The organism is Streptomyces sp. NPDC096046, assembly GCF_040303285.1.
In the GTDB taxonomy this organism is placed as follows: Bacteria; Actinomycetota; Actinomycetes; order Streptomycetales; family Streptomycetaceae; genus Streptomyces.
In genome coordinates, this window is sequence record NZ_JBEOSZ010000013.1 from 55,233 (window position 1) to 69,436 (window position 14,204).

Annotated in this window: 14 protein-coding genes; 6 read left to right on the forward strand and 8 right to left on the reverse strand. The window is 71.2% G+C overall.

What is annotated here, in order from left to right; genetic code table 11:
* The first annotated feature begins 32 nt into the window (after positions 1-32).
* The 3 genes from ABTX62_RS14260 to ABTX62_RS14270 all read left to right on the forward strand — a co-directional run bounded on the left by ABTX62_RS14260 (position 33) and on the right by ABTX62_RS14270 (position 2,612).
* Positions 33-1,115, forward strand: a complete 1,083-nt coding sequence (locus tag ABTX62_RS14260; RefSeq protein ID WP_352116433.1) for an ABC transporter ATP-binding protein — start codon at positions 33-35, stop codon at positions 1,113-1,115.
* A gap of 218 nt (positions 1,116-1,333) precedes the next feature.
* Positions 1,334-1,783, forward strand: a complete 450-nt coding sequence (locus ABTX62_RS14265) for a hypothetical protein (protein ID WP_352116434.1) — start codon at positions 1,334-1,336, stop codon at positions 1,781-1,783.
* 97 nt (positions 1,784-1,880) lie between these two features.
* Positions 1,881-2,612: a nucleotidyltransferase family protein gene (locus tag ABTX62_RS14270; protein ID WP_352116435.1), complete on the forward strand. Its 732-nt coding sequence runs from the start codon at positions 1,881-1,883 to the stop codon at positions 2,610-2,612.
* 522 nt (positions 2,613-3,134) lie between these two features.
* Here ABTX62_RS14270 and ABTX62_RS14275 read toward each other — a convergent pair.
* From ABTX62_RS14275 to ABTX62_RS14300, 6 genes are all read right to left on the reverse strand, one after another.
* Positions 3,135-4,877 (reverse strand): DoxX family protein, encoded by a 1,743-nt coding sequence (locus tag ABTX62_RS14275; protein ID WP_352116436.1) that lies wholly within the window; start codon positions 4,875-4,877, stop codon positions 3,135-3,137.
* Between the two features lie 128 nt (positions 4,878-5,005).
* Positions 5,006-5,947: a 23S rRNA (guanosine(2251)-2'-O)-methyltransferase RlmB gene (gene rlmB / locus ABTX62_RS14280; RefSeq protein WP_352116437.1), complete on the reverse strand. Its 942-nt coding sequence runs from the start codon at positions 5,945-5,947 to the stop codon at positions 5,006-5,008.
* 114 nt (positions 5,948-6,061) lie between these two features.
* Positions 6,062-7,474 carry a cysteine--tRNA ligase gene (gene cysS, locus ABTX62_RS14285; RefSeq protein WP_352116438.1) on the reverse strand — a complete coding sequence of 471 codons (1,413 nt, stop codon included), beginning with the start codon at positions 7,472-7,474 and terminating at the stop codon, positions 6,062-6,064.
* Positions 7,475-7,572: 98 nt separating this feature from the next.
* Complete coding sequence (ispF, locus tag ABTX62_RS14290) at positions 7,573-8,067, reverse strand: 2-C-methyl-D-erythritol 2,4-cyclodiphosphate synthase (RefSeq protein WP_352116439.1); 495 nt, start codon at positions 8,065-8,067, stop codon at positions 7,573-7,575.
* Positions 8,057-8,821, reverse strand: a complete 765-nt coding sequence (gene ispD, locus ABTX62_RS14295; protein WP_352116440.1) for a 2-C-methyl-D-erythritol 4-phosphate cytidylyltransferase — start codon at positions 8,819-8,821, stop codon at positions 8,057-8,059. The genes ispF and ispD overlap by 11 nt, the downstream gene beginning before the upstream one ends.
* A gap of 290 nt (positions 8,822-9,111) precedes the next feature.
* Positions 9,112-9,594 carry a CarD family transcriptional regulator gene (locus ABTX62_RS14300; protein ID WP_003953493.1) on the reverse strand — a complete coding sequence of 161 codons (483 nt, stop codon included), beginning with the start codon at positions 9,592-9,594 and terminating at the stop codon, positions 9,112-9,114.
* Positions 9,595-10,175: 581 nt separating this feature from the next.
* Between ABTX62_RS14300 and ABTX62_RS14305 the strand changes: the two genes are divergently transcribed.
* Entirely contained in the window at positions 10,176-10,847 is a 672-nt protein-coding gene (locus tag ABTX62_RS14305) for a copper chaperone PCu(A)C domain-containing protein (protein ID WP_352116441.1), read from the forward strand.
* Between the two features lie 74 nt (positions 10,848-10,921).
* Here the strand turns inward: ABTX62_RS14305 and phoP are convergent, their stop codons facing one another.
* Both phoP and phoR read right to left on the reverse strand, forming a co-directional pair.
* A complete protein-coding gene (gene phoP, locus ABTX62_RS14310; RefSeq protein WP_020271862.1) occupies positions 10,922-11,593 on the reverse strand; it encodes a two-component system response regulator PhoP in 672 nt (223 codons plus the stop codon).
* Positions 11,594-11,598: 5 nt separating this feature from the next.
* On the reverse strand, positions 11,599-12,891 hold the full coding sequence (gene phoR / locus ABTX62_RS14315; protein ID WP_352116442.1) for a two-component system sensor histidine kinase PhoR: 1,293 nt from the start codon (positions 12,889-12,891) through the stop codon (positions 11,599-11,601).
* Between the two features lie 245 nt (positions 12,892-13,136).
* Here phoR and phoU point away from each other — a divergent pair, with 245 nt between their 5' ends.
* Together phoU and ABTX62_RS14325 are read left to right on the forward strand one after the other, a co-directional pair.
* Positions 13,137-13,838 (forward strand): phosphate signaling complex protein PhoU, encoded by a 702-nt coding sequence (phoU, locus tag ABTX62_RS14320; protein WP_352116443.1) that lies wholly within the window; start codon positions 13,137-13,139, stop codon positions 13,836-13,838.
* 163 nt (positions 13,839-14,001) lie between these two features.
* The gene (locus ABTX62_RS14325; RefSeq protein WP_352116444.1) at positions 14,002-14,157 is read left to right on the forward strand and encodes a hypothetical protein; all 156 of its coding nucleotides are present in this window, start codon (positions 14,002-14,004) and stop codon (positions 14,155-14,157) included.
* Positions 14,158-14,204 lie beyond the last annotated feature (47 nt).

Genomic DNA, 14,204 nt, shown 5'->3' on the forward strand with positions numbered 1-14,204 from the left:
ACGTTCCTGCCGGTAGAAGGGGTTCATTCACCATGGCCACTGTCTCGTTCGACAAGGCGACCCGGATCTACCCGGGTTCCACCAAGCCCGCCGTCGACGCGCTGGAGATCGACATCGAGGACGGCGAGTTCCTCGTCCTCGTCGGCCCCTCCGGCTGCGGCAAGTCCACCTCGCTCCGCATGCTCGCGGGGCTCGAGGACGTCAACGGCGGCGCCATCCGCATCGGCGACCGCGACGTCACGCACCTGCCGCCCAAGGACCGGGACATCGCCATGGTGTTCCAGAACTACGCGCTCTACCCGCACATGACCGTCGCCGACAACATGGGCTTCGCGCTCAAGATCGCCGGCGTCAACAAGGCGGAGATCCGGCAGAAGGTCGAGGAGGCCGCGAAGATCCTCGACCTCACCGAGTACCTGGACCGCAAGCCGAAGGCCCTCTCCGGCGGTCAGCGCCAGCGTGTCGCCATGGGCCGCGCCATCGTGCGTGAGCCCCAGGTGTTCCTCATGGACGAGCCGCTGTCCAACCTGGACGCCAAGCTCCGTGTGTCCACGCGTACGCAGATCGCCTCGCTCCAGCGCCGCCTGGGCATCACCACCGTCTACGTCACCCACGACCAGGTCGAGGCCATGACGATGGGCGACCGCGTGGCGGTCCTCAAGGACGGTCTGCTCCAGCAGATCGACACCCCGCGCAACATGTACGACAAGCCCGCCAACCTCTTCGTGGCCGGCTTCATCGGCTCCCCGGCGATGAACCTCGTCGAGGTGCCGATCACCGACGGCGGCGTGAAGTTCGGCAAGTCGGTCGTCCCGGTGCAGCGTGACGCGATCGCCGCCGCCACCGACAAGACCGTCACCGTGGGCGTCCGCCCCGAGCACTTCGAGGTGTCGGACATCGAGCAGGGCCTCGCCGTCACCGTCAACGTCGTCGAGGAGCTCGGCGCCGACGCGTACGTCTACGGCACCGCGAAGGTCGGCGACGAGTCCAAGGACCTCGTCGTCCGCGTCAACGGCCGTGACGTCCCGGAGAAGGGCAGCCAGCTGCACGTCGTGCCCCGCGCCGGCGAGGCCCACGTGTTCGCGACGTCGACCGGTGCGCGGCTGTCCGACTGATCAACCGGCATCGCACAAGTCCCGGGTGAATCACCCAGGTTGACGAAGAGGGCCCGGCAGCGCGCTGCCGGGCCCTCTTCGTTGTCGACAAATACCCCGGCAGACCGGACATTTCGAGCAGTGTGCGTCAACGCCTTACCCGGAAAGTGGCACTCTCTCATCCCCCATACCGGTGACTAAATGTCTACAAACCATTACCGGGCGCTACCCTCACACGCGTGAAGCACTCCATGAACCAACAGACGCGACGCGGCCGGGGCCACGCCCGCCGGATCGGCCGCACCCTCGCTTTCGTCCTGCCCGTCGTCCTGGTGCTCTCCGGGACCCTCGCGGTCACCCGAGTCGACTGGTCGGGGAACTCCACCGACCCGGTGCTCACCGCCGCGGACACCTCCGTGGGCACCCCACGGGCCGCCAAGCGCGCCCCCCAGGACGTCCTGCGCGACAAGCTGCTGACCGAACTGCAGGAGGAGAACCCGGGCGTCGCCCTCACCCACCTCCAGCAGGCCGTCAACGGCCGCCCGTCGCTGGCGAAACACTGCGCCTCCATCGCCCGCGCCCTCGGCCAGGCCGCCGTCCGGGTCTACGGCCCGACCCGCGCCCAGTCCTACGCCCGCCCGGTCTGCGACACCGCCTTCGCCACCGGCGTCGCCGCCGCGCACAGCTGAGCCCACCGCCCTGCCACCGGGTGGGAAGTCCGTCACGGCCGACGGGAATCGTCGTCGGTCGCAGTCCCGGGCGGGACGCCACGTACAGTTCGTGTCCATGAGCGATCCGAGCGCCGCGTCCCGCCCCGTTCAAGCCGTCGTTCTGGCCGGTGGCCAGGGCTCCCGGCTGCGTCCGTACACCGACGACCGGCCCAAGCCGATGGTCGAGATCCCCGGGACGGGGACGCCGATCATCGGCCATCAGCTGTCCTGGCTCGCCGACGAGGGGGTGACGGACGTCGTCGTCTCGTGCGGCCATCTCGCCGAGGTGCTGCAGAAGTGGCTGGAGACGGCCGAGTTGCCCGTCTCCGTCACGACGGTCGTCGAGCCCGAGCCGCTCGGACGCGGCGGCGGCCTCAAGTACGCCGCGGCGCATCTGCCCCACCCCGACCAGCCCTGGTACGCGACGAACGGGGACATCTGGACGCGGTTCTCGCTGCGGGACATGGCCGATTTCCACGCCGAGCGGGACGCCCTCGCGACCCTGGCGCTGGCCCGGCCCCGGCTGCCGTGGGGCGCGGTGCGGACCGACGGCTTCGGCCGTATCACCGACTTCATCGAGGCGCCGCCGTCGACCTTCGAGATCAACGCCGGCGTGTACGTCTTCTCCCCCGAGTTCGCCGGGCTGTTGCCGCACCGGGGCGACCATGAGCGGACGACGTTCCCTCATCTCGCCCGTGAGCGACGGCTGGCCGGGTTCACGATCCCCCAGGGGTCGTACTGGCGGGCCATCGACACGGCGAAGGACCTGACCGAGGCGGCCAAGGAGCTTGCGACGCTGGGACGCTGAGAGCTCCGCCGGTCGCACCGGTCCGCGAAGGACTCACGGATCCCGCCAACAAATCGACGCCCCCGGGGCACTGAGAGCTCCACCGCTCGCACCGGTCCACGAGGAACCTCACGAACCCCGCCAACAAACCGGCGACCCCGGGGCACTGACAGCTCCACCGCTCGCACCGGTCCACGAGGAACCTGACAAATCCGATCAAGAAGCCGGCCACGCCGGGGCACTGAGGCTCCACCGCTCGCACCGGTCCACGAGGAACCTCACGAACCCCGCCAACAAACCGGCGACCCCGGTCACTGCGGCTCCACCGCTCGCACCGGTCCGCAAGAAGCCCGACTGCCGTCAAGGACGCCGGCGCGCTGAGTAGCTCGGCCGGTTGCTCCCCGTCGGCGGCTGACCGCTCGTCTCGTCGTGGCTTGTCGCGCGGTTCCCCGCGCCCTTGAGGCCCTTGTCCCCCTACGCGCGAGAAGGCCCCGCATCTGCGTGATGCGGGGCCTTCGGGCCTTCCGGCGTTCTGGTCGGGTGTCAGCCCAACAACCTGCCCACCAAGCCCGGGCGGCCCGTGGAGGAGTCGCCGCCGTCCGTGCCGCCGGTCGAGCCCGTGCCGCCCGTTGCCGTACCGCCGCCGGAGGTGGGGCCGGTCGTCGTGCTCGGGGCCTGGTCGACCGGGGTGGACTGTTGGGGCGGGGCCTGGCCCGCGGTGCCCTGGGTCTGGCTCGGCGAGCCGCCGGTGACGGTGCCGGCGCCGGCGCCGGTGCCGGTGCCGGTGTCGCGGGTGGCGCCGGGGCTGGTCGTGGTACCCGCGCTGGGGCTGGCCGAGCCGGCCGTGGCGCCCTGGGTGGGCGAGGAGGAGACCGACGGGGTCCGCTTCTCCTTCCGCTTGACGGGCTCGCCCGGGAGTGGGGAGCCGGGCAGTTCGTTGCGCGGGGCCTCGCCGGGGCCCGGGACGACGACCCGGTCGGCGTCGCGGACGGCACCGCCGAGCAGCGAGCCGACGAGCAGGGTGACGCCGGTGGCGATGGCGGTGACGAGGGCGCCGCGGCGCAGCACGTAGCGGCGCAGGCCCCAGATGTCGGCGCGGGGGCCGAGGCGGCGCCAGGCGCTGCCGGCCAGTCGGCCGTCGACGGAGTAGACGGGAGCGCCGGCGATGATCAGCGGGGACCAGGCGGCGAGGTAGATGATGTCGGGCGTCTGGTAGACGGGGACGCTCTTCCAGCTGACCGTGACCAGCAGCGCGGCCGACAGCAGGGCGCCCAGACAGGCGGCGACGCGCTGCCAGCAGCCCAGCACCGTCAGGACGCCGACGATGACCTGTGCGAAGGCGATCACCAGGCCGGCGCCGACCGGGTGCTCGAGGGCGAACTGGCGCAGCGGCTCGGCGACTTCCCACGGATGCAGGGTGTTGAGCCACTTGACCATCGAGCCGCGCTTGCCGCCTTCGAAGTAGACGGGGTCGCACAGCTTGCCCATGCCGGCGTAGATGGAGATGAAGCCGAGGAAGACGCGCAGCGGGAGCAGGACGACGCCGAGGTTCATCCGGCGGCCCGGGTAGTAGGCGTGCCGGGCCGGGTCGTCGCCGTGCCGCTTGGCCCGGCGCCCGGCGGTGTCCGCGCCGGTGGCGGACTCCTCGAAGTCGCCGTCGTCGCGCGCCGGTTCGTCGTAGGCGCTGCCGACGGTGCGCATGGGCGGCAGCAGCCGGGTGCCGTCGGCGGGCTCGCGGGTGCGCTGGGGGCCGACGACCGGGGTCTCGACGGTCTGGGCGAGCTCGCGCTCGTAGCCGTCACCCGCGTAGTCGTCGCCCTCGTAGCCGTCGCCGCTGCGGCCGGCGCCCCGGTATCCGGGATCGTCGTAGCCCGGGCCCACGCGGGCGATGACCTGGGTGGCTCCGGTGTCGGAGGCGGCGGCGGACTCGTCGGCGTGGCGGACACTCTCGTGCCGCACGGCCTGAAGGAGCCGGTGCGCGCCGGTGTCGTCCGGCGCGGATCTGCCGCTCCAGACGACGGGCCGGCGTCGGGCGGTGGCCCCGTCCGCCCCGCCCCCCACGAGGGGGACGCGGGCGGTGTCCTCGGTGGCGGTCAGATGCCGTGCGACCCGGGGGGACTGGACGCGACGCGTCGAAACGCCCAACTGCACGCGAAAGCTCGCGTGGTTGACGATGACCTGCGCCGGGTCGCTCGGCACCTTCACCATGCTCAGCGCGGGAGCGTCGTCGAGTCCCGACGAGCGGTCCCCCGTGGGTGTGCGGGGTGTTCTGGTGTCCACACTCATCTAACCGAGTGACGTCGGGTTAGGACACTGCTTTGACCCGCCGGATCTGTCCGGACCCCGTCAAGCTTGTCCTCATCGCCCCGATGACACCGGAATTACCCCGTACGGGTGAAGTTCCGGACGCGTGTTCAGCGTCGGCGACGGGCCGCCTCGTACAGCACGATCCCGGCCGCCACGCCGGCGTTGAGCGACTCGGCGCCGCCCGGCATCGGGATGCGCACCCGGTGGTCGCAGGTCTCGCCGACCAGCCGGGACAGCCCCTTGCCCTCGCTGCCGACGACGATGACGACGGGGCCGTCCAGAGCCGCCAGGTCACCCAGCTCGGCCTCGCCGTCGGCGGCCAGACCGACGACCGTGATGCCCGCCTTCTTGTAGGCCTCCAGCGCCCGGGTGAGGTTGGTGGCGCGGGCAACCGGGGTACGGGCCGCCGTACCGGCGGACGTCTTCCAGGCACCGGCCGTCATACCGGCCGCACGGCGCTCGGGGACGACGACGCCGTGCCCGCCGAAGGCGGAGACGGAGCGGACGACGGCGCCGAGGTTGCGCGGGTCGGTGACGCCGTCGAGCGCGACGATCAGCGGGTCCACACCGTCGTCGTAGGCGGCGGCCGCCAGGTCCTCCGGGTGGGCGTACTCGTACGGCGGGACCTGGAGGACCAGGCCCTGGTGGTTGAGACCGTTGGTCATCCGGTCCAGCTCCGGGCGCGGCGCCTCCATGAGGTTGATACCGCCGCGCTCGGCGGCGACCTGGAGGGCCTCGCGCACCCGCTCGTCGTTGTCGATGAACTGCTGGACGTAGAGCGTGGAGGCCGGGACGCCCTCGCGCAGCGCCTCCAGGACCGGGTTGCGTCCGACGACCAGCTCGGACGTGCCCTTGCCGCCGCGGCCACGGGCCACGGGCCGGCGCACGGACTGCTTCGCCTTGGCGCTGGCGACGCGGTTCTTCTTGTGTCCCTTGCGCATCTCGGCGGGCGGGGTGGGGCCCTTGCCCTCCAGGCCCCGGCGTCGCTGGCCGCCACTGCCGACCTGCGCGCCCTTCTTGCCGGACATGCGGCGGTTGTTCGCGGCCATGAGCTACCCGTCTCCGTGAAGTGTTCGTACGTACGTCTGTGTACGTCTGTTCCGTCTCTGCAGTGTGCCGCCCGGAGGCCCGTGAGGCACAGTCGATCAGCCGTGGGGCCGGTCTCAGCGCGGGCCGAGACTCCAACGCGGCCCCTGCGGGCTGTCCTCGATGACCAGGCCGGACTGGCTCAGCTGGTCGCGGATGGCGTCCGCGGTGGACCAGTCCTTGCGGGCCCGGGCGGCCTCGCGCTGGTCGAGGACCATGCGGACGAGGGTGTCGACCACGCCGTGCACGCTCTTGTTGAGCCCGGTCTCGCCGCGGTCGCCCTCGCCGGCCCAGTGCGGGTCGAGCGGGTCGAGGCCGAGAACGCCGAGCATGGCGCGGACCTCGGCGAGCCGGGCCACGGCCGCTTCCTTGTCGTCGGCGGCGAGCGCGCTGTTGCCCTGCCGGACGGTGGTGTGCACCACGGCGAGCGCCTGCGGCACGCCCAGGTCGTCGTCCATGGCCTCGGCGAAGGTCAGCGGCACCTCGGCGGCGGGCTCGACCGGGCCGGCCTTCTCGACCACGCGCTGCACGAAGCCCTCGATCCGCGCGAACGCCGACTCGGCCTCGCCCAGGGCCGCCTCGCTGTACTCGATCATCGAGCGGTAGTGCGGGGTGCCGAGGTAGTAGCGCAGCACGATGGGGCGCCAGCGCTTGACCATCTCGCTGACCAGGACCGAGTTGCCGAGCGACTTGGACATCTTCTCGCCGCTCATGGTGACCCAGGCGTTGTGCACCCAGTACCGGGCGAACTCGTCGCCGTAGGCCTTGGCCTGGGCGATCTCGTTCTCATGGTGCGGGAAGACCAGGTCGAGGCCGCCGCCGTGGATGTCGAAGGCGGTACCGAGGTACTTGTGCGCCATCGCCGAGCACTCCAGGTGCCAGCCGGGACGGCCGCGGCCCCACGGTGTCTCCCAGCTGGGCTCCCCCGGCTTCGCCGCCTTCCACATGGCGAAGTCCCGCGGGTCGCGCTTGCCGGTCTCACCGGCGCCGGAGGGCTGCTGGAGGTTGTCCAGCTCCTGGTTGGACAGCGCCAGGTACTCCGGGAAGGAGCGCACGTCGAAGTAGACGTTGCCGTCGGCCTCGTAGGCGTGCCCCCGCTCGATGAGGCCGCGCATCATCTCGACCATCTCGGTGATGTGGCCGGTGGCACGCGGTTCGTAGGTCGGGGGCAGGCAGCCGAGGGCGTGGTAGCCGTCGTTGAACGCGCGCTCGTTCTCGTAGCCGATGGCCCACCAGGGGCGGTTCTGGTCGGCCGACTTGGCGATGATCTTGTCGTCGATGTCGGTCACGTTCCGCACGAACACGACGTCGTGGCCGCGGTAGGCGAACCAGCGGCGCATGATGTCGAAGTTCAGCCCGGAACGGATGTGCCCGATGTGCGGGGCGGCCTGCACGGTGGCACCGCACAGGTAGATCGAGACGCAACCCGGCCGGAGCGGGGAGAAGTCACGAATCTGCCGGGCGCTGGTGTCGTACAGGCGAATAGTCACCACTCCAGGGTAGTGGGCCCCGGGGGGTGCCTCAGGACCTTCCCCTCGGGGTGCGCGTATTCGTGACATTGGCCATCGGCCTCCCGGGCGCCTCGCCCTCAGCCGACGCGCACGACCAGGGCCGTGGCCACCGCCATCAGCCCTTCCTCCCGGCCGGGGAAGCCCAGCCCGTCCGTCGTCGCACCCGACACCGACACGGAGGCTCCGGCCGCCTCCGACAGGAGTTTCTGCGCCTCGTCCCGGCGCCTGCCGATCTTCGGACGGGGGCCCACCACCTGTACGGCGATGTTGCCGATCCGGAAGCCCGCCTCGCGCACGATGCGCGCGGCCTCCGTCAGGAGGGTGACTCCGGAGGCGCCCGACCACTCGGGGCGGCCCGTGCCGAAGTGCTGCCCGAGGTCGCCGAGGCCGGCGGCGGAGAAGAGGGCGTTGCAGGCGGCGTGGGCGACGACGTCGGCGTCGGAGTGACCGGCCAGGCCCGGGCCCTCGCCCTCCCACTTCAGGCCGGCGCACCACAGCTCACGGCCCTCCTCGAAGGCGTGGATGTCGGTGCCGATGCCGACCTGGGGAAGCACGGGCTGGTCAGAAGCCATCGTTGAGCCTCCTGCGGGCCAGGACCGCCTCCGCGAGGACCAGGTCCAGGGGACGGGTGACCTTGAAGGCCTCCTCGTGACCGGGGACGGCCACGACCGTGAGGCCGAGCTGCTCGACCATGCCCGCGTCGTCGGTGACCTCGCCGGTGACCGTCTCGTGCGCCCGGACCAGCGTGGCCCGGTCGAAGCCCTGCGGGGTCTGCACGGCCCGCAGCCGCGCCCGCTCGGGCGTGGCGACGACCGGCTCCGGCTCGCCGGGGGTGCCGGCGGGGTCGACCTGCTTGACGGTGTCGGCCAGCGGCAGCGCCGGGACCACGGCCGGGGCGCCGTCCCGTACGGCCTCGATCACGGCGTCGACGGTGTCCACCGGGACCAGGGGCCTGGCCGCGTCGTGGACCAGCACGATGTCGTGGCCGGGCGGCAGCGCGTCGAGGCCGAGCTTCACGGACTGCTGGCGGGTCTGCCCGCCCGGGACGACGAGGAAGTCCGTCCGCTCGGGCAGGGCGTGCGCGTCGAGCAGTGACTTGACCTCGGCGGCGCCGTCGGGCGGGGCCACGACGACGACCAGGGAGACGGCGCGGGAGGCGGCCATCGCGCGGACCGCGTGGATCAGCATGGGGGTGCCGCCCAGCGCGCGGAGCGCCTTGGGGGCGCCCGGGCCGAGTCGTACACCCCGGCCGGCGGCCGGGATCACGGCCGCCGTGCGGGCCCTGGAGGGGGCGGCGGACGGCGAGGGACGCGAATCGTCAGACATCGGTTCCTGTCAGGTTTGTGTGCTGGCCTGGCGTGGGTATGGCCTGGAGGAGTGCCGGGCGCGACGCGCTCGACCGGACCCTTCCGTGACGCTGGTCGAGCCGGCTGCCCGGGCCCGGCACACCAAGCATCGGGGCGTGAGTGATAACACAACCCGGGGTGGCGGCGCATCGGCGTCGGAGTGCGAACATGCCGCAGCGCCCGGCGACGGGAATTCGTCATCGGGCACCGCGGCATTTCGATGTGCAGGCGCGCGCTTGATCAGCAGAGCGCTGAGCGACGGGCTTCACCTCAGGAGGCGAGCACCTCGTCGAGCAGGGCCTCGGCCTTGTCCTCGTTGGTGTTCTCCGCGAGGGCGAGTTCGCTCACCAGGATCTGGCGGGCCTTGGCGAGCATGCGCTTCTCACCGGCGGAGAGTCCACGCTCGCGCTCACGACGCCACAGGTCACGCACGACTTCCGCGACCTTGATGACATCGCCCGAGGCGAGCTTCTCCAGGTTTGCCTTGTAGCGGCGGGACCAGTTCGTGGGCTCCTCGGCGTACGGCGCGCGCAGCACCTCGAAGACCCGGTCCAGCCCATCCTGACCGACCACATCACGCACGCCGACGAACTCCGCATTGTCCGCTGGCACACGTACCGTCAGGTCGCCCTGGGCGACCTTCAGCACCAAGTAGGTCTTGTCCACGCCTTTGATCTGGCGAGTTTCGATAGCCTCGATCAGCGCGGCCCCGTGATGGGGATAGACCACGGTGTCGCCAACCTTGAACGTCATGTGACAGGTACCCCTTCCGTGGCTATCCAGGGTAACACGGAAATCCCGGGTTCTGAATGGCGTTTTCGCAGGTCAGGGCGTATCTCGGGGCTTGACAACTCCGACAGGAACGTGCTTCGGACAGGGAGTGGAAGAAGGTATTCGCAGGTGGGAGCGGCTCTCCGGGGTGAGGGAAACGCGTACGTTACACGCATCCGGAGCATCCTCCAGACGGCCGAACATCCACATATGTCCGGTTCCATGTGATCGACTTCCGCTACTCCGTTCGGAGGTCCGAGCCGGGTTCCGGTCGAATCCAGAATTGATCACGAGCCGCCCGGACGGACCACCGGTGATCAATTCCCAGGTGGCCCCGCATTCCTTCACGGAAATCTGCGGCACTGCCCCGGACTCTTATGCGAATGCCGGACGAGCACCGCCCCAATGTGACGCAGGAGTCATCCCCGACTCGGGGGCGGATCAGTGGTGCCGGGGGGTCGGGTGCGGCGCGGCAGGGGCGGCTCGGTAACCTAAGGCCCGCTGACAGACACTTAGGGCGGCTTTACCGGCCGCTCCGCTCGAGTCAAGGAGTTGCCTCCGCCGTGAGCCGCAGCCTTCGACGCGGTGCCCTCGCCGCCGCCGTCACCGCGTTCTCGATCGCCTCGCTCGCCGCATGCGGCGCCGGCAACAACGCCCAGACCCTGCAGATCCAGCCGGACAACGCGGCCACGAGCGTCGGTGACATCAAGATCCAGAACGCCGTCGTGATCACGCAGCCCGACCCCGAGTCGACCGGCCCGGCCGCGATCTCCGCGACCTTCTTCAACTCCGGCGAGAGCGCCGAGACGCTGGAGTCCATCACCCTCCCCGGCACCGGCAAGACCGCCGAGCTCAAGCCCGCCGAGGGCGGCAGCCTCCGCATCCCGCCCGGCGGCTCCCTGGTCCTGGGCGGCAAGGACAACGCGACGGCGATCGTGCCGAACAGCGGTGAGGCCGTGCAGGACGGCAACGCCCAGAAGGTCACCTTCACCTTCAGCGAGACGGGTGCCGTGAGCCTGCGCGCGTTCGTCGTCCCCGCCGAGCACTACTTCAAGGAGTGGGGCCCGACCGAGGTGCCGGCCGCGCCGGGCGCCTCCGCGTCCCCGTCCGGTTCTCCCGCCGAGGGCGAGTCGGGCGCGCCGGAGAGCCCCGCCGCCGGCCAGACGCCGGGTGGCCCCGGGGCGTCCGGCACGCCGACCGACGCGGCCTCGGCGAGCGCGAGCGCCGGGCACTGAGCAGACGCACGAAGGGCGGGACCTCTCTCCGGAGAGAGGTCCCGCCCTTCGTGCGTCCGTCGTACGCGGCCGGTCTACGGCTCGAACTTGTAACCGAGACCGCGGACCGTCACCAGGTAGCGCGGGGCGCCCGGGTCCGGCTCGATCTTGGCGCGCAGGCGCTTGACATGGACGTCGAGGGTCTTGGTGTCACCGACGTAGTCGGCACCCCAGACCCGGTCGATGAGCTGCATGCGGGTGAGCACCCGACCGGCGTTGCGCAGCAGCATCTCCAGCAGGTCGAACTCCTTCAGCGGCAGGTCGATCTTGGTGCCGCCGACGGTGACCACGTGCCGGTCGACGTCCATGCGGACCGGTCCGGCCTCCAGGGCCGCCGGAGTGACCTCCTCGGGTTCGCCGCGGCGGCGCAGTACGGCACGGATGCGAGCGACCAGCTCGCGCGAGGAGAACGGCTTGGTGACGTAGTCGTCGGCACCTATCTCCAGACCGACGACCTTGTCGATCTCACTGTCCTTGGCGGTCACCATGATCACGGGAACGTTGGAACGACCGCGCAGCTGACGGCACACCTCGGTGCCCGGCAGGCCGGGCAGCATCAGATCGAGGAGGACGAGGTCGGCGCCGTTGCGCTCGAACTCGTCGAGTCCGTCGGGCCCGGTGGTCGCGACGGCGACCTCGAAGCCCTCTTTGCGGAGCATGTACGACAGGGCGTCGGAGAAGGACTCCTCGTCCTCGACGACGAGCACACGGGTCACGGAAGGACCTCCGGGGCGGGAAGCGTTTCGTACGCGGTTGATTCGGGGGATGTGAGGGTGGACCGCCCGGCCTCCTCTTCGAGGCCCGCGCCTCCTGCGCGTATCTCTCGGGCGGGCTGCTGATGTGCGCGGTCGCGGGCCGCACCGGCCTCCGGCAGCCGCAGGGTGAAGGTGGAGCCCTGGCCTTCGGCGCTCCACACCGTGACCTCCCCGCCGTGCGAGGCGGCCACGTGCTTCACGATCGCCAGCCCCAGTCCCGTACCACCGGTGGCACGGGAGCGGGCCGGGTCGACGCGGTAGAAGCGCTCGAAGATGCGCTCCTTGTCCTTGTCGGAGATGCCGATGCCCTGGTCGGTGACGGCGATCTCGATGTATTCCCCGCCGGGCGCGTGCACCCTGCGGGCCGCTATGCCGACGCGGGTGCGGGCGGGCGAGTAGTTGACCGCGTTCTCGACGAGGTTCCCGAGGGCGGCGGCGAGCTGACCGCGGTTTCCCCATACGTTCAGGTCGGCGGCGCCTCCCGCGGCCATGGTGATCTGCTTGGCGCCGGCCTGGTGCCGGCAGCGGTCGACGGCCTCGGCGACCAGCTCGTCGACGCGCACCGGCTCGGCGTCCTCCAGCGGGTCGTCGTTCTGCACCCGGGACAGGTCGATGAGCTCCTGCACCAGGTTCGTGAGCCGGGTGGCCTCGATCTGCATGCGCCCGGCGAACCGCTCGACCGCCTCGGGGTCCTCGGAGGCGTCCATCACGGCCTCGGAGAGCAGCGAGAGGGCACCGACGGGCGTCTTCAGCTCGTGACTGACGTTGGCGACGAAGTCGCGCCGGACCGCCTCGATGCGGCGGGCCTCGGTCAGGTCCTCCACGAGCAGCAGCACCAGCCGGGAGCCGAGCGGCGCGACCCGCGCGGACACGGCCAGGGCCTCTCCGCGTCCGGTGCCGCGCCGTGGCAGATCCAGCTCGACCTGGCGTATCTCGCCGTCCCGCCTGGTGTCCCGGGCCATCCGCAGCATCGGCTCGACAGCGAGCTTGCCGCCGCGGACCAGGCCGAGGGCGTACGCCGCCGAGCTGGCCTTGACCACGGCGTCCGCCTCGTCGAGAACGACGGCCGACGACCTGAGGACCGACAGGACCGTGTCCACGCCCGGCGGAAGGACCGCGTCGGTGTGCAGGGAGCTACGGGTGGGGCGGCTCTGCTCGCGCTCACTCCAGCGGAACGCGAGCATGGCGATGACGCCGGTGAGCACCCCGGCGATCGCTGCCGCTGCGGCGACCGCCGCGTTCACGTCCATGCACCCAGGTTAGGCATGGCTCGGGCGCCCTCCACAGCCGTCGGGGTGCGAGCTCGAACACTCGTCGCCCAGAGTTCACCTTGGAGCCAGTATTGGTTCATTTGGGATGACGGAAACGGACGCGTACGGGCCGGAACGTGGGAGCGTGGGGTTCGGACCGTTGGTAGTGCGACGGTCGTACCGCCGTTTGACCGGTGGCCCCGGCCCTTGGACCCCTGACTGAGACGCACGAGAGGGAAAGCCTGATGCGGGACGCGTACCACGAGGAACTGGACTCGATCGGCGACGGTCTGGTGGAGATGGCCCGGCTGGTCGGGTCGGCGATCGGACGCGCCACGACCGCCATGCTCGACTCCGATCTGAAGCTGGCCGAGAACGTCATCGAGGCCGACCAGAAGGTCGACGAGATCCAGCACGACCTGGAGGCCCGGGCCATAGCCCTGCTGGCCCGTCAGCAGCCGGTGGCGACGGATCTGCGCATCGTCGTCACGTCGCTGCGGATGTCGGCCGACCTGGAGCGCTCGGGCGACCTCGCCCAGCACGTGGCGAAGCTCGCGCGCCTGCGCTACCCGAACCGCGCCGTCCCGAGCGACCTGCACGCCACGATCCTGGAGATGGGCCAGCTCGCGCAGCGCCTGATGGCGAAGGCCGCCGAGGTGATCATCACCAAGGACGTCGACCTGGCGCTCCAGCTGGAGCAGGACGACGACGAGATGGACCTGCTGCACCGCACCCTGTTCCAGCACCTGATGGACGACCGCTGGAAGCACGGCATCGAGACGGCCGTGGACGTGACGCTGCTGGGCCGCTACTACGAGCGGTTCGCCGACCACGCGGTGTCGGTCGCCAAGCGCGTGGTGTACCTGGTGACGGGCGAGCACGCCGACGAGCTCCAGGCGGACGCGCAGCCGGAGATCCAGGCGGTCCCGGGGGCGGAGAGCGCCTGACGGGTCGTGCCCGGGGTCGGGGCCGGAGGTCGTGCCCGGGAGTCGGGGCCAGGGGTCGTGCCCAGGGGTCGGGGCCGGGCGCGCGGGCGCCTCAATGCGCCGTTGATGCGCCCAGCGTCATGGGCATCCAATGGGCACAGGCACCAGCCTCGAGGAGGGACCCATGGCCGAATCCCCCAGCACGACGCCCGACCCCGCCCGGCAGCGCGACACCGATCAGCCCGCCGAGATCACGAGCCTGCCCCTGATCGCCGCGTGCGGCTGCGGATCGGGCTGCGGCTGCGGCTGCCAGTCGGGCAGCCCCTGCCAGTGCGGCTGACGCCGACGCAGTGTCGTCCGTACGTCCTTCAGGGCCCCGGCGTGTCG

Excerpts from the sequence above, each read along its gene's own strand:
- ispF (WP_352116439.1), bottom strand. The coding sequence starts at position 8,067 with ATGGCTTCTGACCAGCCCGTGCTTCCCCAGGTCGGCATCGGCACCGAC.
- phoR (WP_352116442.1), bottom strand. The coding sequence starts at position 12,891 with ATGGACGTGAACGCGGCGGTCGCCGCAGCGGCAGCGATCGCCGGGGTG.
- ispD (WP_352116440.1), bottom strand. The coding sequence starts at position 8,821 with ATGTCTGACGATTCGCGTCCCTCGCCGTCCGCCGCCCCCTCCAGGGCC.
- ABTX62_RS14270 (WP_352116435.1), top strand. The coding sequence starts at position 1,881 with ATGAGCGATCCGAGCGCCGCGTCCCGCCCCGTTCAAGCCGTCGTTCTG.
- phoU (WP_352116443.1), top strand. The coding sequence starts at position 13,137 with ATGCGGGACGCGTACCACGAGGAACTGGACTCGATCGGCGACGGTCTG.
- ABTX62_RS14260 (WP_352116433.1), top strand. The coding sequence starts at position 33 with ATGGCCACTGTCTCGTTCGACAAGGCGACCCGGATCTACCCGGGTTCC.
- ABTX62_RS14300 (WP_003953493.1), bottom strand. The coding sequence starts at position 9,594 with ATGACGTTCAAGGTTGGCGACACCGTGGTCTATCCCCATCACGGGGCC.
- rlmB (WP_352116437.1), bottom strand. The coding sequence starts at position 5,947 with ATGGCCGCGAACAACCGCCGCATGTCCGGCAAGAAGGGCGCGCAGGTC.
- ABTX62_RS14275 (WP_352116436.1), bottom strand. The coding sequence starts at position 4,877 with ATGAGTGTGGACACCAGAACACCCCGCACACCCACGGGGGACCGCTCG.
- ABTX62_RS14325 (WP_352116444.1), top strand. The coding sequence starts at position 14,002 with ATGGCCGAATCCCCCAGCACGACGCCCGACCCCGCCCGGCAGCGCGAC.